Annotated in this window: 14 protein-coding genes; 8 read left to right on the top strand and 6 right to left on the bottom strand. The window is 62.6% G+C overall.

The window, feature by feature from the left end; all coding sequences use genetic code 11:
• Positions 1 to 85 precede the first annotated feature (85 nt).
• From AC4PTT_RS05475 to AC4PTT_RS05460, 4 genes are all read left to right on the top strand, one after another.
• On the top strand, positions 86 to 2,335 hold the full coding sequence (locus tag AC4PTT_RS05475; RefSeq protein WP_492162588.1) for a 5'-nucleotidase C-terminal domain-containing protein: 2,250 nt from the start codon (positions 86 to 88) through the stop codon (positions 2,333 to 2,335).
• A gap of 127 nt (positions 2,336 to 2,462) precedes the next feature.
• The gene (hemH, locus tag AC4PTT_RS05470) at positions 2,463 to 3,527 is read left to right on the top strand and encodes a ferrochelatase (protein WP_492162251.1); all 1,065 of its coding nucleotides are present in this window, start codon (positions 2,463 to 2,465) and stop codon (positions 3,525 to 3,527) included.
• Between the two features lie 201 nt (positions 3,528 to 3,728).
• On the top strand, positions 3,729 to 4,688 hold the full coding sequence (locus AC4PTT_RS05465; protein WP_113152925.1) for an SPFH domain-containing protein: 960 nt from the start codon (positions 3,729 to 3,731) through the stop codon (positions 4,686 to 4,688).
• A 4-nt stretch (positions 4,689 to 4,692) separates the two neighbouring features.
• Positions 4,693 to 5,154: an NfeD family protein gene (locus tag AC4PTT_RS05460; protein ID WP_206544182.1), complete on the top strand. Its 462-nt coding sequence runs from the start codon at positions 4,693 to 4,695 to the stop codon at positions 5,152 to 5,154.
• Between the two features lie 102 nt (positions 5,155 to 5,256).
• On the opposite strand, the gene AC4PTT_RS05455 is transcribed toward AC4PTT_RS05460, so the two are convergent.
• A complete protein-coding gene (locus tag AC4PTT_RS05455; protein WP_206547811.1) occupies positions 5,257 to 5,886 on the bottom strand; it encodes a LysE family translocator in 630 nt (209 codons plus the stop codon).
• A gap of 264 nt (positions 5,887 to 6,150) precedes the next feature.
• On the bottom strand, positions 6,151 to 7,128 hold the full coding sequence (locus AC4PTT_RS05450) for a KpsF/GutQ family sugar-phosphate isomerase (protein WP_222474019.1): 978 nt from the start codon (positions 7,126 to 7,128) through the stop codon (positions 6,151 to 6,153).
• A gap of 194 nt (positions 7,129 to 7,322) precedes the next feature.
• Between AC4PTT_RS05450 and AC4PTT_RS05445 the strand changes: the two genes are divergently transcribed.
• Positions 7,323 to 8,930 (top strand): outer membrane beta-barrel protein, encoded by a 1,608-nt coding sequence (locus AC4PTT_RS05445; RefSeq protein ID WP_492162250.1) that lies wholly within the window; start codon positions 7,323 to 7,325, stop codon positions 8,928 to 8,930.
• A gap of 111 nt (positions 8,931 to 9,041) precedes the next feature.
• Here the strand turns inward: AC4PTT_RS05445 and galU are convergent, their stop codons facing one another.
• The gene (gene galU, locus AC4PTT_RS05440; protein ID WP_492162249.1) at positions 9,042 to 9,914 is read right to left on the bottom strand and encodes a UTP--glucose-1-phosphate uridylyltransferase GalU; all 873 of its coding nucleotides are present in this window, start codon (positions 9,912 to 9,914) and stop codon (positions 9,042 to 9,044) included.
• A gap of 198 nt (positions 9,915 to 10,112) precedes the next feature.
• Here galU and AC4PTT_RS05435 point away from each other — a divergent pair, with 198 nt between their 5' ends.
• Entirely contained in the window at positions 10,113 to 11,339 is a 1,227-nt protein-coding gene (locus tag AC4PTT_RS05435; RefSeq protein WP_113152931.1) for a lytic murein transglycosylase, read from the top strand.
• 36 nt (positions 11,340 to 11,375) lie between these two features.
• Positions 11,376 to 12,620 (top strand): SGNH/GDSL hydrolase family protein, encoded by a 1,245-nt coding sequence (locus tag AC4PTT_RS05430; RefSeq protein WP_492162248.1) that lies wholly within the window; start codon positions 11,376 to 11,378, stop codon positions 12,618 to 12,620.
• 303 nt (positions 12,621 to 12,923) lie between these two features.
• Here AC4PTT_RS05430 and AC4PTT_RS05425 read toward each other — a convergent pair whose 3' ends face one another.
• From AC4PTT_RS05425 to gltB, 3 genes are all read right to left on the bottom strand, one after another.
• Positions 12,924 to 14,378: a glutamate synthase subunit beta gene (locus AC4PTT_RS05425; protein WP_492162247.1), complete on the bottom strand. Its 1,455-nt coding sequence runs from the start codon at positions 14,376 to 14,378 to the stop codon at positions 12,924 to 12,926.
• 120 nt (positions 14,379 to 14,498) lie between these two features.
• A complete protein-coding gene (locus AC4PTT_RS05420) occupies positions 14,499 to 15,089 on the bottom strand; it encodes a glutathione S-transferase family protein (RefSeq protein ID WP_492162246.1) in 591 nt (196 codons plus the stop codon).
• A gap of 26 nt (positions 15,090 to 15,115) precedes the next feature.
• On the bottom strand, positions 15,116 to 19,849 hold the full coding sequence (gltB, locus tag AC4PTT_RS05415; protein WP_113152935.1) for a glutamate synthase large subunit: 4,734 nt from the start codon (positions 19,847 to 19,849) through the stop codon (positions 15,116 to 15,118).
• Positions 19,850 to 20,390: 541 nt separating this feature from the next.
• Here gltB and AC4PTT_RS05410 point away from each other — a divergent pair.
• A complete protein-coding gene (locus AC4PTT_RS05410; RefSeq protein WP_492162245.1) occupies positions 20,391 to 21,443 on the top strand; it encodes a threonine aldolase family protein in 1,053 nt (350 codons plus the stop codon).
• Positions 21,444 to 21,482 lie beyond the last annotated feature (39 nt).

The raw sequence follows: 21,482 nt of genomic DNA, 5'->3' as shown, positions 1-21,482 counted from the left end.
GCCGGGTCCGTCTTCAACGGGACGTCACAATGCGGCGCTAGAGACCGCGAATTGCCATTCGGGAGAAGTCACTATGCGAACTACCATATCCAAGCGTCTTGCCATTGCCTCGCTGACCGCATCGGCACTGGCCCTGAGCGCAGGCGCGGCGTTTGCCGATTACACGCTCAACATTCTCCATATGAACGACTGGCACAGCCGCATCGAGCCAATCAACAAATACGATTCCACCTGCTCGGCTGAAGACGATGCCGAGGGCAAGTGCTTCGGTGGCGCTGCCCGGCTCGTCACCGCCGTGGCCGAAGCGCGTCAGGCGCTGGACGGTGAAAACGTCCTGCTGCTCAACGCCGGCGACAATTTCCAGGGATCGCTCTTCTACACCACCTACAAGGGCGCGGCCGAAGCCGAGTTCCTGAACCTCATGAAGACCGACGCCATGGTCGTCGGCAACCATGAGTTCGACGACGGCGAAGACGGTCTGGCGACCTTCCTCGACAAGGTCGAGTTCCCCGTGCTCGGCTCCAACGTCAAGGCCAAGGAAGCTTCCGCACTGGGCGACCGGGTGAAAGAATATCTCCTGCTCGATGTGGGCGGCGATAAGATCGCCATCGTCGGCGCGGTCGCCAATGACACGGCCGAGCTTTCCTCGCCCGGCGAGAACGTCTCCATCATCGAGGATGTGGCCGGCATCACCGCAGCCGTTGAAGCCGCCACCGCCGAGGGCGCAAACAAGGTCATCGCGCTCACCCATGTGGGCTACCCGCGCGACCTCGAAGCCATCGCGAAGATCCCCGGCGTCGACGTGGTTGTCGGCGGCCATTCCAACACGCTGCTTTCCAACGCCATCGAGGGCGCCGAAGGCCCCTACCCGACCATGGTCGACAATCCCGACGGCCATCAGGTGCCCGTCGTGCAGGCCGGCTCCTATTCCAAATATCTCGGCGAACTCAAGCTCACCTTCAACGATGACGGCGTGGTCACCGCCGCCACCGGCGACGTCAAGCTGATCGATGCTTCCGTCGACAAGGACGAGGCGGTCGTCGCCCGCGTGCTGGAGCTGGGCGGCCCCATTGAGGAGCTGAAGAACAAGATCGTCGCCGAAACGGCAGCCCCGGTGGATGGCAGCCGCGAGACCTGCCGCGCCGGTGAGTGCGAGATGGGCAATCTCGTGACCGACGCCATGGTCGCGCGCACCGCCGATCAGGGTGTCCAGTTCGCCATCACCAATGGCGGCGGGCTGCGCGCCTCCATCGATGGCGGCGAAGTCACCATGGGCGAGGTGCTGGGCGTGCTGCCGTTCCAGAACACGCTCGCCACCTTCCAGATCAAGGGCGAAGATGTCGTTGCCTCGCTTGAAAGCGGCGTGAGCCAGATCGAGGACGGCGCCGGGCGTTTCCCGCAAGTCTCCGGCCTGCGCTTCAGCTTCGACCCGTCCGTCGCCCCCGGCGAAGGCCGCATCCAGTCCGTCGAAGTGAAGGATGGCGACGGCTGGACCGCAATCGACCCGGACGCCACCTACACGGTCGCCTCCAACAACTTCACGCGCAATGGCGGTGACGGCTACAAGCTCTTCGCCTTGAACGCCCAGAACGCCTATGACTACGGTCCGGGCCTCGAGCAGGTTCTCGCCGATTATCTGGCCGCCAACAGCCCCTACAAACCGTCTCTGGATGGCCGCATCACCAGGGTTGCCGCATCGACGATGGACAAGGCCGGCGAGACGATGGAAAAGGCCGCCGACGACGCCAAGACCATGGCTGAGGGCGTTGCCGAGAAGGCAAAGGAAGCCGTCGAAGGCGCTGTCGCAGGCGCAAAGGAGATGGCGGAGAAGGCCGCCGGTGAAGCCGACGCTGCCATGAAGAAGATGACCGAGGGCGCAGAAAAGGCCACGGAAGACGCAGGCAACGCCGTCGAGAAAGCGGCCGATGATGCAGCCTCCATGGCCAAAACGGCAGCCGACAAGGCCGCAGAAGCCGCCGAGAGCGCAACCGAAGGCGCGAAGAAGATGGCGGACGAAGCCGGCGAAGCCATGGAGAAGACCGCCGATGATGCGGCTTCTGCAACCGAAGGCGCAGCCGACAAGGTCGAAGAGGTTGCCGAAAGCGCAGCCGAAGCCACCGGGGAGATGGCGAGCGAGACTGCGGAAGACGCGGAAAAGATGATGGATGGTGACAAGAACACCTACACCATCGCCCGCGGCGACACGCTGTGGGAGATCGCCCGCGCGCAGTATGGCGACGCCACCAAATGGCGCGACATTGCCGATGCAAACCCGCAGATGGATCCCGGCCGGCTCAAAGTGGGCATGGTCATCACCCTGCCTGCGGCCAACTAACCGCATGAAACCCTTGAAAGCCCCGCCAATTGGCGGGGCTTTTTCATTTTTTCGCCCCTGCGGCCACGCGCTGCATTGAAAACCCGCCCGGCTTCGCTAGCTTCCCCTGCATGATCGGAGCCAAAGCATGAATCTCCCCACCACTATCGACCGTTCCGCCGCAAAGGCGGTCGGCCCCCTGCCCGCAGACCACCCGCCGGTGCGCATCGGCAAGGTTGGCGTTCTGCTCGTCAATCTCGGCACGCCTGACGGCACGGATTACGCCCCCATGCGGCGCTATCTGAAGGAATTCCTGTCGGATCGCCGCGTCATCGAATGGCCAAGAGCCATCTGGTATCCGATCCTTCACGGCATCGTGCTCAACACGCGGCCCAAGAAGTCCGGCGCGGCCTACGCGGAAATCTGGAACCACGAGCGTAACGAATCGCCCCTGCGCACCTTCACCCGCGCCCAGGGCGAAAAGCTCGCCGGGGCCCTGTCGGAGCATGAGCATGTCGTCGTCGACTGGGCCATGCGCTACGGCCAGCCCTCCATCGAGACGGTCACGAAGAGCATGATGGAACGCGGCTGCGACCGCATCGTCATGTTCCCGCTCTACCCGCAATACTCCGCCACCACCACGGCGACGGTGAACGACAAGTTCTTCGAAGCGCTCATGAAGATGCGCTTTCAGCCGGCCATCCGCACCGTGCCCTCCTATCAGGACGAGCCGGTCTATATCGAAGCGCTGGCCCACTCCATCGAAACGCATCTGGCGAGCCTCGACTTCGAGCCGGAAGTCGTCATCGCCTCCTATCACGGCATCCCGCAGAGCTATTTCCAGCGCGGCGATCCCTATCACTGCCATTGCCAGAAAACCTCGCGCCTTCTGCGCGAGCGCCTCGGCTGGGACGAGAAGAAGCTGATGACCTGCTTTCAGTCCCGCTTCGGCCCCGAAGAATGGCTCCAGCCCTACACCGACAAGACGGTCGAGAAGCTCGCGAAGGAAGGCGTAAAATCCATCGCCGTCTTCAATCCCGGCTTCGTGTCCGACTGTCTGGAGACGCTGGAAGAAATCGCCGGCGAGGCCGGAGAAATCTTCCATGAGGCCGGCGGCACGAACTTCACGCACATCCCCTGCCTCAACGACACCGAAGAAGGCATGGCTGTCATTGAAACGCTGGTGCGGCGCGAGCTGGCAGGCTGGGTATAAACCCGGCCTCGCCATCCACGCGTCACATTTGGCGCAACATATGCGCGGCGTATTCCGCCCGCAGAGCATGCATGCCCGACAATTTGAGCCGTTGGGTTATGGTTTTGCCTGCGGTTAAGGTCTTCACAAAGCGGGTTACAACCTTACAGTGCGCCACGCGATTCAATACAAGCCCCTCCGGGGCGGTTTCAGGAGCCGATAATGCCCTTCTCCGGTTTTGACATACTCATCCCCGTCCTGGTGGTCCTCGTTGTCCTGCTGCTTTTTGCAGGCATCAAGACGGTACCGCAGGGCTTCAACTTCACGGTGGAGCGGTTCGGGCGCTACACGAAAACCCTCACCCCCGGCCTCAACATCATTGTCCCGTTCATCGACCGCGTTGGCGCGAAGATGAACATGATGGAGCAGGTGCTCGACGTCCCCACACAGGAAGTCATCACCCGCGACAACGCCATCGTCGCCGTCGATGGCGTCGCCTTCTATCAGGTGCTCACCGCCGCCGAGGCCGCCTATCAGGTGTCCGGACTGGAAAACGCCATCCTCAACCTGACCATGACGAACATCCGCTCCGTCATGGGCTCGATGGATCTCGATGAGCTCCTGTCCAACCGCGACGCGATCAACGAAAAACTTCTGCGCATTGTCGATGACGCCGCAAGCCCGTGGGGCATCAAGATGACCCGCGTCGAGATCAAGGACATCAACCCGCCGGCCAACCTGGTGGAATCGATGGCCCGCCAGATGATGGCCGAGCGCAACAAGCGCGCGCAGATCCTTGAGGCAGAAGGTCTGAAGCAGGCCGAAATCCTCGAAGCCGAAGGCCGCAAGGAAGCAGCCTTCCGCGATGCCGAGGCCCGCGAGCGCGCCGCCGAGGCAGAAGCCCGGGCAACGCAGGTCGTGTCCGATGCCATCGCCGCCGGCGACGTGCATGCGGTGAACTACTTCGTGGCCCAGAAATACACCGACGCGCTGGCGACCATCGGTTCGTCCAACAACAACAAGGTCGTTCTGATGCCGCTCGAAGCCTCCTCGCTGATCGGCTCTCTCGGCGGCATCGGCGCCATCGCCCGCGAAGTCTTCAGCGACGGAAACACGGCCCCCGCCCCGAAGAACCGGGCTTCCTCAGCCCGCCCGCCGCGTACGGGTCCCGCACAGGAATAGCCTCATGATCGAGCATGTCGTCGCTGAACTCGGCCCCTGGAACTGGATGCTGCTTGGCTTTGTGCTGCTGGCGGCGGAAATCCTGGCGCCCGGCGTTTTCCTTCTGTGGATCGGCATCGCCGCAATCCTGACCGGAACGCTGTCGCTCCAGTTATGGGATGCGGCGATGTGGACCTGGCACGTGCAGGTTCTCGTCTTCCTGGCGCTGTCCCTGCTCTCGGCCTATGGCGGCAAGCGTTTCATGGATTCGCGCAGAAACGAGGAGACGGATCAGCCGCTCCTCAACCGCCGCACCGAGCAGCTTGTCGGCCGCACGGCAACGCTCGAACAGGCCATCGAAAACGGCTTTGGCCGCGTCCGGCTCGATGACACGGTATGGCGTGTCGCCGGCCCGGACCTCCCGGCTGGCACACGCGTGAAGATCGCAGCGGTGGACGGCTCCACATTGCGCGTCGAGGCAGTCTGAATCACAAAAAGCCCCGGAGCCTATGGCGTCCGGGACTTTTTTTATCTGCCATCAAGAACGCCTCTGCCACCGCCTGTTTCACAACAGGCAGCGCTCCGGCCATCATGATCGGGAGAGGAGCAGCCTGAGACCGGCATAGCCAAAAACCAGAGCCAACACGCCTTCGATCCACTTGCTGAACTTCTGGTAGGCCCGCCCCAGAACGCCGGTAGAGAAAAGCAGGGCGTAGCCAACATTCACCGTCAGGCCCAGAATGGCGCATCCCACGATGATCGTGAGCAGGGTGTATGACGGTGCATCCGGCCTCAGCCCAAGCGCCATGATCGCAACCCAGCCAAGAACGGCTTTGGGGTTGGACAGGTGCAAAAGCACCCCTCTGCGATAGAACATCACTTTCCTTGCCGGCGCCATTGGTTTCAACTGTCCGGCCTTGGCCGTCAGTGCCGACCTGGCGGACTTCCAGGCCAGAAAAAGAAGATAGAGACCACCGGCGACCTTGATGAAAAAGACCGCTTCAGCATAGGCGGTCAGCACCGTCGCAACACCGGTCGCGGCCAAAACGGCCCAGAACATGCTTCCCGTCACCACCCCGAGCGCCAGAAGGACTGCACTTTCGCGGCCCTGCTTCATGGCAACGCCCATTATCGCCATGGTGCTGGGGCCAGGGCTGGCAATCACAACGAGATAAGCGGCGAAGACGACCAGAAGATGCTGAACGTGTTCTGCAAGCATCGGAACTCCTTCACATTGTGAGGCCTACTGGGGCCGACCAGTGGGCGCTTGAGCGAAGCCGGTCTCATTCGGCCAATATGACACGCGATGGGTTCGCCCCCAATTGCAGAATTGTACCCCTTGGCATCATCCCCGCTGGCGGCACACAGCCACTAAGCGAGCGAACCGATACGTCCTGCAAACCCTGCAGCCAAACGAAAAACGCCCCGTTTGAAACGGGGCGCCTGTCAACTTCACATGGTCCTGAATTACAGCCTGTCAGCTTCAGGCAGCGCCAATCCGCAGCAGGTCGTGCAGATGCACCACGCCGCAGGGCTTGCCGCCCTCCACCACCATCAGCGTGGTAATCGACGAGGAATTGACGATCTGCAGCGCGCTTTCGGCCAGCGTTTCCGGCCCAATCGTCTTCGGATCGCGGGTCATCACCTGATCCACCGTCATCGCCAGAAGCTCGCTGTCGATGTGGCGGCGCAGATCGCCGTCGGTGATGATGCCGATCAGTGCGCCATCGCCGTCGGTGATGCCGACACAGCCAAAGCCCTTCTGGGTCATTTCCAGAATGGCCTCGCGCATCAGCGCACCGCTTTTCGCCAGCGGAAGCTCCGCGCCCGAATGCATGATCTGGCGCACCTGCGTCAGCTTTGCGCCCAGCTGCCCGCCGGGATGGAAAGTGCGGAAATGGTCAGCCGTAAAGCCGCGCGCCTCCAGAAGCGCCACGGCCAGCGCATCACCGATCACCAGCTGCAGCACGGTCGAGGTGGTGGGAGCGAGCCCATGCGGGCAGGCTTCGGGAGCCCGGGGCAGACCGAGCACCACCGTTGCTTCCTTCGCCAGCGCCGAAGCCTTGCCGGCGGTGATCGCGATGATCGGAATGGCAAAGCGACGCGCATAGGCGATGATGCCATGCAGCTCGGTCGTCTCGCCCGACCACGACATGGCAAGGATGACATCGTCGCTGCCGATCATGCCGAGATCGCCATGATTGGCTTCGGCGGGATGCACGAAGAATGCCGGCGTTCCCGTGGAAGCCATGGTTGCGGCAATCTTGGAACCGATATGCCCGCTCTTGCCCACGCCGGTAACGATCAAGCGGCCCCTGATCCCGGCAACGGTGCGCACCGCTTCGGCAAAGGGTTCGGCAAGCCCGTTGTCGAGGGCTTCCGCCAGTTCTTTAAGTCCGGCGCGTTCGGTTTCAAGCGTGCGAACAGCAGAAGCGATAACGCTTTGCTGGTCCAGGTTCATGGAAGAGTTTTTCAGCATGGCATTGCCATTACCGCCTTGATGCCGCGCTGTCCATTCAGTTTGTCCATTGTGCCCGCCCCAGTCGTAGACGTCCGCACACAAGGTTTTGTTAACCACGATGATTTACTGCTGGGTAAGTACAATTGTGGCGCGTCTTTATAGTCTGGATCTGAATGTCTTCTCCCGGTTTCAGAGTGGGTTGGAATACGCGCATATGGCGCAGATCCACTGCGCTGGGTCTCAGTCTTTCAGCATGTGTCTACGGCGTCGCTACGGCGCAGGAAGTCAGTGGTCTGCGCGGGCTCGTTTCCGAAACAGACATCACCTCTTCCATACAGAGTGGCGCTGGTGCGGAAACGGGCCTGCCCACCCCGCGCTATGAACCCGTAACGCCGAGCCCGTCGGGCGATCCGGCTTCTGCGGAAGCGCCAGCCGAAACCAGCAACAGCCGTTCCAGCCGCACACCATCGACCGCCATCGCGCGCGAGCGCGCCCGCGAGGCGCGCAACGTTCCCGCGCAGGCCAGCCAGACGCCGCTTGACGGTGTCGTCACCAATGGCATTCCCGAAGGCGATCTGGACGAGACTGACGGCGTCGACCGGGCTGACAGCACGGATGCCCTCAACCCGCGCGTCGGCGCCATCGAGAGCAATTTTCAGGCTTCGGAAGAAAATCCCTATGCACCGCTCGGCCTGCGCGTCGGCACGTTCACCGTCACCCCCACGCTCGAACAGGGCGTGACCTGGACCACGAATGCCGATTCCAGCCCCGGCAGCGGCGAGGCGGCGATCTCGGAGACCACGCTCAGGCTCAACGCCGTGTCCGACTGGTCGCGCCACGCAGCCACCATCGACGCTTACGGCATCTACCGCAAATCCGTTTCGGGCGAAGCGGTCTCGGACATCGAAGGCGGCATCGATGGCGCGCTGCGTTTCGATCTGGCGGGCGACTATACGGCGCTTGCAAGCCTTGGTTACACGGTCAGCCCGGAATCCGCCTCCTCCCCCGTCGTCATCGTCGGGGTCGAAGACCGGCCAATCCGGCACATCATCGACGGCAGCCTCGGGCTCTCCAAGGATCTCGGCAAGCTGCGGCTGAGCGCCACCGGCTCCCTGACGCGCGAGCATTATGGCGACGCCACGCTCATCGATGGCAGCACGCTTTCGCAGAAAGAGCGCAACTCGACGCTGGCCACGCTGCGCCTGCGCACCGGCTATGCCATCTCGCCAGCCCTTGCCCCCTTCATCGAAGGCGAGATCGGTCGTCGCTTCTACGATGAAGAGAAAGACAGCGCCGGCTATGAGCGTTCGGCCACACGCTTTGCCGCCCGCGCCGGCGTCATGGTCGACATTGAGGAAAAACTGTCGGGCGAAGCCTCCATCGGCTGGGTCGCAGAAGACATCGACGACGACCGCCTCAACACGGTTTCAGGGCTTGCGCTTGCCGCCGCGCTCAACTGGTCGCCGCAGCGCGGCACCGATGTGCGCCTCGACGCCTCGACCACGATTGAAGGCACCACCGATCCCGGTGACAGCGGCTCGATTCTTCACTCGGGAACCCTTCGGGTGGAACGCCAGATCCGCGCCAATCTGACGGCCGAAGCCGCCGCCGGACTTTCCTGGCGCGACTATGAAAATGGCGGGCACGACCTGACCATGAACGGCGAAGCCGGCATGACCTGGTGGCTCAACCGCACACTCGGTCTCACCGGTCGGGCGCGTTACGAGAAACGCACCAGCAGCGTTCCCAGCCGGGAGTATGACGCAAGCAGCGTGTTCCTGGGCGTGCGCATGCAGCGCTAGACCGCTGCGCGGCCTGGAAAATCAGTTTTTTAGGAATTCGGTGCGGAATTTCCGCAAAAAAGACAAAACGCCGCCATTTCGGAGAAAATGGCGGCGTTTTTCAAAATTGCGTCAGACGCGGCCGGAGGCCTCCACGACGCGCAGCACATGCTCGCGCAGATCGGGGCGTTCCAGCGCGAAAGCGAGGTTCGCTTCCACGAAACCTTCCGGCGAACCGCAGTCAAATGTGCGGCCCGTGAAGGGGAAACCGTGGAAGGGCTGCTTCTTCAGAAGTTTCAGCATGGCGTCGGTCAACTGGATCTCGCCACCCGCGCCGCGTTCCTGCTCGGCGAGAAGGTCAAAGATCTCCGGCCGCAGGATGTAACGGCCATTGATGTAGAAGTTCGACGGCGCATCCTCGGGCTTCGGCTTCTCCACCATGGCGTTGATTTCGAACCCGCCGGCAACCGTATCGCCGCGACCGACGATGCCGTATTTGTGGGTCTGCGAGGGCTCGCACTCTTCGACGGAGACAACGTTTCCGTCCGTCTTTTCAAAGAGTTCGACCATCTGCGACAGGCAGCCCCTGGGCGACTGCATGATCATGTCGGGCAGAAGAAGCGCGAAGGGCTCATTGCCTACCAGTTCACGCGCACACCAGACGGCGTGGCCAAGGCCCAGCGGCTCCTGCTGACGGGTGAAGCTGGTCTGGCCGGGCAGCGGCTGCATGCTGTGCAGGCGGTCGAGAACCTCGTTCTTGCCGCGCCGCTCCAGTGTGTCGTACAATTCGACCTGAATGTCGAAGTGATCTTCAATGACCGCCTTGTTGCGCCCGGTCACGAAAATGAAGTGCTCAATGCCGGCTTCGCGGGCCTCATCGACGACATACTGGATCACGGGCTTATCGACGACAGTCAGCATTTCCTTGGGGATTGCCTTGGTGGCCGGAAGAAAACGCGTTCCCAGACCAGCGACAGGAAATACCGCTTTGCGAAGTTTCGTCATCAGAAATCTATCCCCGAAAGGTTGAAATGAAGGCGTTTGGCGCTGCCTTAGCAACGTCGGATTGATGTTTCCTGAATGAATGCGCGTATATCGTGACAAGTTCCGGAGAACCCGATCACGGACATTAACAGCATGGTAAACGTTTTTCTAACCGGGACCTGCCATGGAAAGGCTGGACTACCTGTAACGGAGATCGTGATGTTGTTCCGCTTGCCCCCACGAAACCTCGTCGCGACGTTGATCGCTTCTTTCGTGCTCGCATTTACCGTAACCCTCCAGCCGGCCAGCGCCGATGCCGGCTTCCAGCGCTGGGTCCAGCAGTTTCGTGCTGTTGCGATCAAGAACGGCGTTTCCGGCGCCACCTATGACCGCGCCTTTCGCGGCATCACCGCCCCCGATCCGGAGGTGCTGGAGAAAGCCCGCTACCAGCCCGAATTCCGCGCCGAGGCGTGGGAATATTTCGACAACCGCGTTCAGGCCGACGCCATCCAGCGCGGTCAGCAGCTCGCCCGCCAGTGGAAACCCTGGCTCGACCGCATCGAAAGCCAGTACGGCGTCAGCCGCTATGTGCTGCTCGCCATCTGGTCGATCGAATCGAACTATGGTGAAGTGCTGAAGAACGAACGCGTCATGCGCAGCGTGCCACGCTCGCTGGCCACGCTCGCCTATGCCGACAAGCGCCGCGCCAAATTTGCCCGTCAGCAGCTCATCGCCGCGCTCAAGATCCTGCAGAGCGGCGACATTGATGTTGGCCACCTGACCGGCTCCTGGGCCGGCGCGATGGGCCACACGCAGTTCATCCCCACCAGCTATCAGGCCTATGCTGTCGACATGGACGGCAATGGCCGCCGCGACATCTGGACCTCAATCCCGGACGCCCTTGCCACCGCAGCAAACCTGCTGCGCCGCAATGGCTGGCGCACCGGCGAAACCTGGGGCTATGAAACGGCTGCGCTGCCAGGCGGACGCAAGTTCCCGGGCGGCAACATGTCGCTTGCCCGCTGGGCTTCCATCGGCGTCGTGCGCGCCAATGGCAAGCCTTTCCCGCGTCCGAACGACAGCGCCGAGCTGAAGGTCCCGGACGGTCGCGCAGGCCCCGCCTTCCTCGTGACCAAGAATTTCCAAGTCATCAAGCGCTACAACAATTCGGACAAATACGCGCTTGCCGTGGGCCTTCTTGCCGACGAAATCGCCGGCTATGGCGGCCTCGTGCGTGACTGGAATCGTCCCTTCGAACGTCTCAGCTACAACGAGACGGAAGAGCTGCAGCGCCGCCTTGGTGCGCTTGGCTATTATGACGGCCCCATCGATGGCAAGATCGGCTCCGGCTCGCGCGCCGCGATCCGCGCCTTCCAGTCCCGCAACGGAATGCAGGAAGACGGCCATCCGGGCAAGGAAGTGCTCCGCCGCCTGCGCGGGAACTGACCGGATACAATTGACCGGAGACAGGGGAAACAGGACATGAAAACGGACAGGGCAGAGGCAGGACGAGAAGGCGGCAAACGCTTCGTCATTGCCATCATCTCGTTAAGCCTCGCCCTGCCCGTTATCCTCTCCACGCCCTCGCCTGCCGGGGCCCAGGAGAGAAGTCGCGGCCTTCTGGATTTCCTGTTCGGCGGGCGGGCGCGCCAACGCGAGCCCGAGCGCCCTGCGGTGCGGCTACCCAGCCAGCGCCGCAACCAGCCGGCCACGCGAAGCCCCAGCCGCTCGACCACACGCGCCGCACCCCGCCAGCCAACGACGCCTCCACCGCCGCCGGAAGTGGAGAAGCTTGAGAATGCACGCACGGTGCTGGTCGTTGGCGACTTCATGGCCGGAGGGCTCGCCGAGGGCCTGAGCGACGCATATGCAGAGTCTCCCGGTGTGCGCGTGATCAATCGCAGCAACGGTTCGTCCGGCTTTGTGCGCGACGACTATTATGACTGGAATGCCGAGATTTCGGGCATTCTGGAAGAGGTTTCCCCGACCGTCGTGATCGTGATGATCGGCTCCAACGACCGGCAGCAACTGCGCATCGACGGTCAGCGCGAGGCCCCGCGCTCGGAGCCCTGGCTCGCCGAATACACCGACCGCGTCAAGACCTTCGCGGCGGCCATCGAAGAAAAGCAGATCCCACTCGTGTGGAGCGGCTTACCGGCCTTCAAATCATCGACCATGTCGTCCGACATGCTGGCCTTCAACGACATCTACAAGACCACAGTGGAGAGCATAGGCGGCACATTCGTCGACATCTGGGACGGTTTCGTGGATGAAAACGGGGCCTTCATCTTTACCGGGCCGGACATGAACGGGCAGCCGGTGCGGCTGCGCGGCAGCGACGGCATCAACCTGACGCGTTCCGGCAAGCGCAAGGTGGCCTTCTACGTGGAGAAACCGCTGAACAAGCTTCTCGGCGAAGCCATTTCGCCCGATATCGGCGAGGTCGGGATCGAGAACCTTCCAAACCTGGTGCTATTCCCCGAAGAGCCCACGCCTGTCGACCGGACGGTGCCGATCTCGCTGTCTGACCCGGCGCTCGATGGCGGGCTGGAGCTGATGGGCGCCGTGGTGGAGCCAATCGGGCGACAGGAGCGCAGTGACGACGCGGAAGCCGACAGCGCCACATCAAGTCAGCCCGGCCGCGCCGACAATTTCTCGTTACGTCCGGTCGCACCAGTGGCAGAAAAGAAAACGCCGCAGCAGCCAGAAGCCACGGCGACGCCCTGATTTCATCCAGACCTCTTCGGGCTCGCAGATCACTGCAGGCAGGCGGGATCACCTGACGCCCGCATGATGCGTGGAATGACGCGATGGGGCACCGACTTCGAGGCCCCCTTCTCCCCGTGCGCGGGGAGAAGGTGAGGATGAGGGGCGAGCGCCAGGTTCTGCCAACCCCACAATATGGCGAGATTTTCTTGCGCCGCGTCAGCCCCTCATCCCCCTGCCGGGACCTTCTCCCCGCGCGCGGGGAGAAGGGGGCCGTCATCCACCGGAAGCGTTCTTTGTGCGTCCGAATGGACGCACGGCGCCCTAGCGCGGCAGGACCGAACTGCCCATGAGGAACGTGTCAATCGCGTGGGCGGCCTGACGCCCTTCGCGGATCGCCCAAACCACCAGAGACTGACCGCGCCGCGCATCGCCCGCTGCAAACAGACGGTCGATGGTGGTGCGATACTCACGGTCGTCAGCATTGACGTTCACAGAGTTGCGGCGGTCGATATCGGTTTTCAGCCGGTCGCCAAACTCGGACAGAACGCCTGTTTCCAGCGGGCCGGAAAAGCCGATGGCGATGAAGGCGAGATCTGCGTGAATGACGAATTCCGTGCCCGGAACGGGCTTGCGCTTCTCATCCACCTGACAGCATTTCACACCGGTCAGAACGCCATCCTCACCAACGAATTCAAGCGTCGCCACCTGGAATTCGCGATCGGCGCCTTCGGCCTGTGAAGAGGAGGTGCGCATCTTCGTCGCCCAATAGGGCCAGACGGCAAGCTTGTCTTCCTTCTCCGGCGGACGCGGGCGGATGTCGAGCTGGGTGACGCGCACCGCGCCCTGACGGAAGGCCGTGCCGACGCAATCCGATGCGGTGTCACCACCACCAACGACAACCACATGCTTGCCGCCGGCAAGGATGGGCTCCGCCGCCCATGCGACGGACTGAATGTCCTCACCGCCCACACGCCGGTTCTGCTGAACCAGATAGGGCATGGCGTCATGAACGCCGTGGAATTCGCCGCCGGGGATACCGGCCGGGCGCGGGCGCTCCGAGCCACCGCAGTAGAGAACGGCGTCGTGCTCGGCCAGAAGCTCTTGCACCGGCTTGTCCACGCCGACATTGACACCGCAATGGAAGGTCACGCCTTCGCCCTGCATCTGCTCGATGCGGCGGTCGATATAGTGTTTTTCGATCTTGAAATCGGGAATGCCGTAGCGCATCAGGCCGCCGGGCCGGCTTTCGCGCTCATAGACATGGACCTGATGACCGGCACGCCCTAGCTGCTGGGCAGCAGCCATGCCGGCCGGGCCGGAGCCGATGATGGCGACCTTCTTGCCGGTCGTGTGGTCGGCCGGATAGGGCCGCACAAAACCGGCCTCATAGGCCTTGTCGGCAATGGCCTGCTCGACCGTCTTGATGGCGACGGGAATATCTTCGAGATTGAGCGTGCAGGCTTCCTCGCAGGGTGCAGGGCAAATGCGGCCAGTCCACTCCGGGAAGTTGTTGGTGGAGTGCAGATTGCGGATCGCCTCCTCCCAGTCACCATTATAGACGAGGTCGTTCCAGTCAGGGATCTGGTTGTGGACCGGGCAGCCTGTCGGGCCGTGGCAATAGGGAATGCCGCAATCCATGCAGCGCGCGGCCTGTTTCTCGACTTCCCTGTCCGACATGGGCAGCGTGAATTCGCGGAAATGGCGAATACGGTCGGACGCCGGCTGGTACTTGTGCACCTGACGGTCGATTTCGAGAAAACCTGTAACCTTACCCATCGAGTAAACCCCGTTATTTTAGAGCTTCGAACCGAAAAGCGGATACCGTTTTCCGGTTGTTCCGATGCCCCATCAATAATTCAGATCGTCCATTGTGCGCCCCGGTGGACGCATGGCGATCTAGTGAAGTGCCGGAAGTCCGAGGACATCCTCGCACCGTGCAATCCAGCGGGTGAGCGCCCTGCGCCCGTCGAGTTCAAAGCCCCCCTGAGGGGCAAGCCGCGTGTAGCCGAGGAGCGCGATATCGGCGATGGTGAGCCCGTCACCGACAAAGAAGTCGCGCGTCTTCAGCGTCTCGTCCATCAAATCGAGCGCGGCCTCGCCCCGCTCGACCTTTAACGGATCGCGCGCTTCAACCGGCTCCTTGCGGTAGAACACCTGAAAGCGCGCACCGGCCACATTGGGCTCATGGAAGTTCTGCTCCCAGAACATCCACTGATCGATTTCCGCCTGGGCAAACGCGTCTTCGGGCAAAAGCGCCGAACCGCGCGCCAGATAGCGGATGATTGCGCCCGACTGGCCAAGCGTGCGCCCGTCATCGAACCGCACGACCGGCACCTGCCCAAAGGGCGACATGGCGAGAAACGCGTCCGTGCGGCTCTCGCCAGCCATGAGGTCGAGCTCATGCCAGCGATAGGGCAGACCGAGATGGTCCGCCGTGTATTTGACCTTCAGGCAATTGCCCGAATTCCGGTCACCAAAAACATCCATGGGCAACAGATCTCCAGAACCCACGGCTATTCCGCCGCCAGACCGAGCTTCATGCGCTCCATTTCTTCCAGTGCACGGCGGTACTCGACCGGCATCACCTTGCGGAATTTGGGACGGTATTCCGCCCAATGATCCAGAATGGCGCGCGCCCGCTCGGAGCCCGTGTAGTGGAGATGGTTGGAGATAAGCTGCGCCAGACGCTCTTCATCATGCCGGGTCATGTCGCCGGTAACGTCGACACGGCCCTTGTGCATGAGGTCGCCGCCATGGTGGTGCAGCTTTTCGAGGATGTCGTCCTCCTCCGGCACCGGCTCCAGCTCGACCATGGCCATGTTGCAGCGCTCGGCGAAGTCGCCCGCCTCATCCAGCACATAGGCAACGCCGCCGGACATGCCGGCCGCGAAGTTGCGGCCCGTCTGACCGAGCACGACCACCACGCCGCCCGTCATGTATTCGCAGCCATGATCGCCGACGCCCTCGACAACGGCGACCGCGCCCGAATTGCGCACGGCAAAACGCTCGCCCGCAACGCCGCGAAAATAGCATTCACCCTCGGTTGCGCCGTAAAGCACCGTGTTGCCGACAATGATGGAGTCTTCCGCGACAATGCGGGAATCGTCCGTCGGGCGGATGACGATGCGGCCGCCGGAAAGGCCCTTGCCGACATAATCATTGGCGTCGCCCTCAAGCCTGAACGAGACGCCGCGCGCCAGAAACGCGCCGAAGGACTGACCGGCCGTGCCCGTGAGGCGCACGTCGATGGTGTTTTCCTTCAGGCCCTTGTGGCCGTAGCGCTTGGCGACCGCGCCCGACAGCATCGCGCCGGCCGACCGGTCGGTGTTGCAGATCGGGAAGTCGAGCGACACGGGCTCACGGTTTTCAAGGGCCGGCCTTGCCGCCTCGATGAGCTTGCGGTCGAGCACATCATCGATGGGATGCTCCTGACGCTCGGTCCAGTGAATGGCCTCGCGCGGGGCATCGGGCTTGTAGAAGATCTTCGTGAAATCGAGGCCACGCGCCTTCCAGTGCGCGATCATGCCATCCTTTTCGAGAAGGTCGGACTGGCCGACGATATCGTCGAGCTTGGTGTAACCCATCTCGGCGAGATACTGGCGCACCTCTTCCGCGACGTAGAAGAAGTAGTTGATCACATGCTCGGGCGTGCCCTTGAAGCGCTTGCGCAGCACCGGGTCCTGCGTGGCGACGCCAACGGGGCAGGTGTTCAGGTGGCACTTGCGCATCATGATGCAGCCGGCGGCGATCAGCGGTGCGGTGGAGAAGCCATATTCGTCGGCGCCCAGCAGCGCGCCGATGATGACATCGCGACCGGTCTTCAGCCCGCCATCGACCTGCAGCGCTACGCGCGAGCGCAGACCGTTCAGCACCAGGGTCTGGTGCGTTTCGGCAAGGCCCATCTCCCACGGGCTGCCCGCATGCTTGATGGAGGTGAGCGGCGAAGCGCCGGTGCCGCCATCATAGCCGGAAATGGTGATGTGGTCGGCGCGCGCCTTGGCGACGCCGGCGGCGACCGTGCCCACGCCAACCTCGGAGACGAGCTTGACGGACACATCCGCATCCGGATTGACGTTCTTCAGGTCGAAGATGAGCTGCGCCAGATCCTCAATGGAATAGATGTCGTGGTGTGGCGGCGGCGAAATGAGGCCGACGCCCGGCGTGGAGTGGCGCACCTTGGCGATGGTGGCGTCGACCTTGTGGCCGGGAAGCTGACCGCCCTCGCCCGGCTTTGCGCCCTGCGCCACCTTGATCTGCATCATGTCGGAATTGACGAGATATTCGGTGGTGACGCCGAAACGGCCGCTGGCGATCTGCTTGATGGAGGAGCGCTCCGGGTTCATCGAACCGTCGGGCATCGGCAGATAGCGATCAGGCTCCTCGCCGCCCTCGCCCGTGTTCGACTTGCCGCCCAGCGCGTTCATGGCGCGCGCCAGCGTGGTGTGCGCCTCACGGCTGATGGAGCCGAAGGACATGGCGCCGGTGGAGAACCGCTTGACGATTTCGGCTGCGGGCTCGACCTCATCCAGCGAGACCGGCTTGCGGCCTGTATCCTTCGCCTTCCTGACAGCGAACAGGCCGCGAATGGACTTGGCGTCGGCTGCCTGCCCGTCGACCATTTTCGCAAATTCGCGATAGGTCTCCCAGGACTTGCCGCGCACGGCATGCTGGAGGGAGGCGACGGCGTCGGGCGACCAGATGTGGGATTCGCCGCGCATGCGGAAATTGTATTCACCGCCCACTTCCAGCGCGCTCTTCAGCACCGGGTCCGCGCCGAAGGCGGCGGCATGGCGGCCAACCGTCTCGGCGGAAATCTCGTCCAGACCGACACCTTCGATGGTGGTGGCGGTGTTGGTGAAGAAGTGCTCGATGAAGTCGCTTTCCAGACCCACGGCGTCAAAGATCTGCGCACCGCAATAGGACTGGTAGGTGGAGATGCCCATCTTGGACATCACCTTGAGGATGCCCTTGCCGATGGCCTTGATGTAGCGCTGAACCACCTCCTGCGTGTCGACCTCCGGCGGGAAATCGCCGGCCTTGTGCATGGACAGAAGCGTGTCGAAGGCGAGGTAGGGGTTGATCGCCTCCGCGCCGTAGCCCGCCAGGCAGCAGAAGTGGTGCACTTCGCGCGGCTCGCCGGATTCGACCACGAGGCCAACCGCCGTGCGCAGACCCTTGCGGATCAGGTGGTGGTGAACGGCGGCCGTTGCCAGAAGCATCGGGATGGCGATGCGGTCCGGGCCGATCTGGCGGTCGGACAGGATGATGATGTTGTAGCCGCCGGCAACCGCAGCCTCGGCGCGGTCGCACACGCGCTCCAGCGCACCGCGCATACCGGCAGCACCCTCGCCCGCCGCATAGGTGACGTCTATGGTCTTGGTGTCGAACCGGTCCTCGGTGTGGCCGATGGAGCGGATCTTCTCCAGATCGCCATTGGTGAGGATGGGCTGGCGCACCTCAAGCCGCTTGCGGCGTGAAGAGCCGACCAGATCGAAAATGTTGGGGCGCGGGCCGATGAAGGAGACGAGGCTCATCACCAGTTCTTCGCGGATCGGATCGATCGGCGGATTGGTGACCTGCGCAAAGTTCTGCTTGAAATAGGTGTAGAGCAGCTTGGGCTTGTCGGACATGGCCGAGATCGGCGTGTCGGTGCCCATGGAGCCGATGCCTTCCTGGCCGGTCGTGGCCATGGGCGCCATCAGCATCTTCGTGTCTTCCTGCGTGTAGCCGAAAGCCTGCTGAAGATCGAGCTGGGCCACATCCTTGCGCAGCGCGCGCGGTTCGACCGGCTTCAGGTCTTCGAGGATGAGCTGGGTGTTGTCGAGCCACTTCTTGAAAGGATGCCTGGTGGCGATGGCCGCCTTCACATCCTCGTCGGAAATGATGCGGCCTTCTTTCATGTCGATCAGAAGCATGCGGCCTGGCTGGAGGCGCCACTTGCTGACGATCTTGTCTTCGGGAACCACGAGCGCGCCGGCTTCCGAAGCCATGATGACGCGGTCGTCATCCGTGACCACATAGCGGGCCGGGCGAAGGCCGTTGCGGTCAAGCGTTGCGCCGATCTGAATGCCGTCGGTAAAGGCCACGGCAGCCGGGCCATCCCACGGCTCCATTAACGCGGCGTGGTATTCGTAGAACGCCTTGCGCTCGTCGCTCATCAGACGGTTGCCGGCCCAGGCTTCCGGGATCAGCATCATCATCGAATGAACGAGCGAATAACCGCCCTGGAACAGGAATTCGAGTGCATTGTCGAAGCAGGCCGTGTCGGACTGGCCCTCATAGGAAATGGGCCAGAGCTTGGAAATGTCGTTGCCGAACAGCTCCGAATCCACCGAGGCCTGACGCGCGGCCATCCAGTTAACGTTGCCACGCACCGTGTTGATCTCGCCGTTGTGGGCGACCATGCGATAGGGGTGCGCGAGTTCCCAGGAGGGGAACGTGTTGGTCGAAAAGCGCTGGTGAACGAGCGCCAGCGCCGTTTCAAAACGCGGGTCTTTCAGGTCGCTGTAATAAGCGCCGAGCTGATAGGCGAGGAACATGCCCTTGTAGACAATGGTGCGCGCCGACAGCGACACGGTGTAGAAACCTTTGATGCCGCCCTCAAGCTCCTCGCGCACGCGGCCCGAAATCACCTTGCGCAGAATATAGAGACGACGCTCGAAATCCTCCTCGTCGTGAATGCCCGCGCCGCGGCTGACAAAGATCTGGCGGTGGACGGGCTCGGAAGCGGCAATGTCGGGCGCCTTGGACAGGCAGGCATTGTCGACCGGCACATCACGGAAGCCGATCAGCTCCTGGCCTTCCGAGCGCACCACATCGGCGATGATGTCGTAGATCTGTTTGCGCAGCTCCGCATCGCGCGGCATGAAGAAGTGACCGACGCCATAATGGCCGGGCTCCGGCAGTTCGACGCCGCGCTCCGCCCATTCCTCCCGATAGAGGCGGTCGGGGATCTGCATCAGCATGCCCGCGCCATCGCCGACCAGCGGATCAGCACCCACCGCGCCGCGATGGGTCAGGTTTTCGAGCATGGCCAGGCCATCGCGCACGATATCATGCGAGCGACTGCCCTTCATATGCGCGACGAAGCCGACGCCGCAGGCATCGCGCTCATTGCGGGGATCGTAAAGCCCCTGCGCAGCGGGCACGCCCGGCGCGGACATCTTCACGGTGCGTTTGACGGCGGCCGTTTCGGCCTCGTTGGCCGGCCCGAACCCGGTCGAAAAAGAGGGCGTCATTTCCGTCATCGCAAATCCTCACATTCTAGAGCCCGGGGCAAGCCTCCCTGGGCGGTCGTTCAGTCGCCAGAAAGCCCTTGCGGCCTTCCGGGGTGTATGCACGGCATTTCCATTTAGAAGCCGGAGCAACGCTACCGATATGCTCCGGCGCGTGTTCTTGTTCTTGGGCGGGCATCCCTGCCTGTGCTCCGGTCATTGCCGGACCGCCTTTGTTGCACCGGTCGTTCGCAACACTATCACGAGCGCAAAAGCCACGCTGAGACGCTGGCAACCGAACTGCACAACAATAGGACAGCACTGCTGTCTTATTCGCTGAAATGCCAGAAATACCAACACCAGACAAGACGGAAATGCAAATTTTTTGCGCAAAACACGAAATAAAATACCTAAACTGCAAGTATTGATGACATTTTGATAAACCGCCGCAGAATATCCTGTCAGGCGCAAAAATCACCGCAACATCTCATCCGAAGGGCTTGAACCGGAGCATCGAAGCGCGCAATCTCCCGCCGCCACTGCTTATTTTGGGGTCAAAAGAGAGATCTGCCGCATGAATTTCGCCTCCGACAACTGGGCCGGCGCCCACCCGCAAATCGCCGAAGCGCTCGTCGCCAATGCAGGCGGCTTTGCGCCGGCCTATGGAACCAGCGAGCTGGACAAACGGGTGGAGAAGATGTTCAGCGACATCTTCGAACGCGAGGTGGCGGTGTTTTTCGTCGGAACGGGAACGGCGGCAAACAGCCTGTCGCTCACCTGGGCCTCGAAACCCGGCGGGGTCGCCTTCTGCCATTCGGAAGCGCACGCCATTGATGATGAGGGTGGCGCACCGGAATATCTGACCGGCGGTGCGCGCCTGAAGGGCGTGGCGGGTCAGCTTGGCCGCATGGACCCGAACGCGCTCGACGCGGCGATCCGCGAACACCCGGCCCAGTTCGTGCACGCCGGGCAGCCCATGGCCGCCTCGATCACCCAGGCGACCGAGATCGGCACACTCTATTCACTCGAACAGATCGAAGAGATCGCCGGCATCTGCCGCGAAGCGGGCATTCCGCTGCATCTGGACGGCGCGCGCTTTGCCAATGCGCTCGTGTCTCTGGACACGACGCCGGCCGAGATGACCTGGAAGCGCGGCGTGGAGATTGCCTCTTTCGGCGGCACGAAGAATGGCTGCTGGTGCGCGGAAGCGATCATCGTGTTTGACCCGGCGAAGATTGGCCAGATGCATTTCCTGCGCAAGCGCGCCGCACAGCTCTTCTCCAAGTCGCGTTTCATCGCGGCGCAGTTCGAGGCCTATTTCCGTGACGATCTCTGGCTGAAGAATGCGCGCCACGCCAACGCGATGGCAGCAGAGCTCGCAACCGCGATCTCCAATGCCGATGGGGCACGCCTTGCCTGGCAGCCGCAGGCCAATGAAGTGTTTGCGCTCATGAAGGATGAGAAGGCCCAGGCGCTTCAGGCCGCTGGCGCGCAGTTCTATCCGTGGAAGCCGCCGCTCTCTTTCGCAGGCGAAATGACGGCGGGCGACACGCTCTATCGTTTCGTCACAAGCTTCGCCACCGAGGCCGCCGACATCCAGAAGTGCGCGGAAGCATTGAAGGCCTGAGCAACACGGCGCGCGCGGCACGACAACAACCTTCGCGAT

This window comes from Nitratireductor sp. WH36-1 (assembly GCF_058725515.1).
This window is presented reverse-complemented; position numbering and strand designations above follow the sequence as displayed.

Bases quoted from the DNA above. Each gene is read 5' to 3' on its own strand.
- hemH (WP_492162251.1), top strand. From the start codon at position 2,463: ATGAATCTCCCCACCACTATCGACCGTTCCGCCGCAAAGGCGGTCGGC.
- AC4PTT_RS05465 (WP_113152925.1), top strand. From the start codon at position 3,729: ATGCCCTTCTCCGGTTTTGACATACTCATCCCCGTCCTGGTGGTCCTC.
- AC4PTT_RS05460 (WP_206544182.1), top strand. From the start codon at position 4,693: ATGATCGAGCATGTCGTCGCTGAACTCGGCCCCTGGAACTGGATGCTG.
- AC4PTT_RS05455 (WP_206547811.1), bottom strand. From the start codon at position 5,886: ATGCTTGCAGAACACGTTCAGCATCTTCTGGTCGTCTTCGCCGCTTAT.
- AC4PTT_RS05450 (WP_222474019.1), bottom strand. From the start codon at position 7,128: ATGAACCTGGACCAGCAAAGCGTTATCGCTTCTGCTGTTCGCACGCTT.
- galU (WP_492162249.1), bottom strand. From the start codon at position 9,914: ATGACGAAACTTCGCAAAGCGGTATTTCCTGTCGCTGGTCTGGGAACG.
- AC4PTT_RS05435 (WP_113152931.1), top strand. From the start codon at position 10,113: ATGTTGTTCCGCTTGCCCCCACGAAACCTCGTCGCGACGTTGATCGCT.
- AC4PTT_RS05430 (WP_492162248.1), top strand. From the start codon at position 11,376: ATGAAAACGGACAGGGCAGAGGCAGGACGAGAAGGCGGCAAACGCTTC.
- AC4PTT_RS05425 (WP_492162247.1), bottom strand. From the start codon at position 14,378: ATGGGTAAGGTTACAGGTTTTCTCGAAATCGACCGTCAGGTGCACAAG.
- AC4PTT_RS05420 (WP_492162246.1), bottom strand. From the start codon at position 15,089: ATGGATGTTTTTGGTGACCGGAATTCGGGCAATTGCCTGAAGGTCAAA.
- gltB (WP_113152935.1), bottom strand. From the start codon at position 19,849: ATGACGGAAATGACGCCCTCTTTTTCGACCGGGTTCGGGCCGGCCAAC.
- AC4PTT_RS05410 (WP_492162245.1), top strand. From the start codon at position 20,391: ATGAATTTCGCCTCCGACAACTGGGCCGGCGCCCACCCGCAAATCGCC.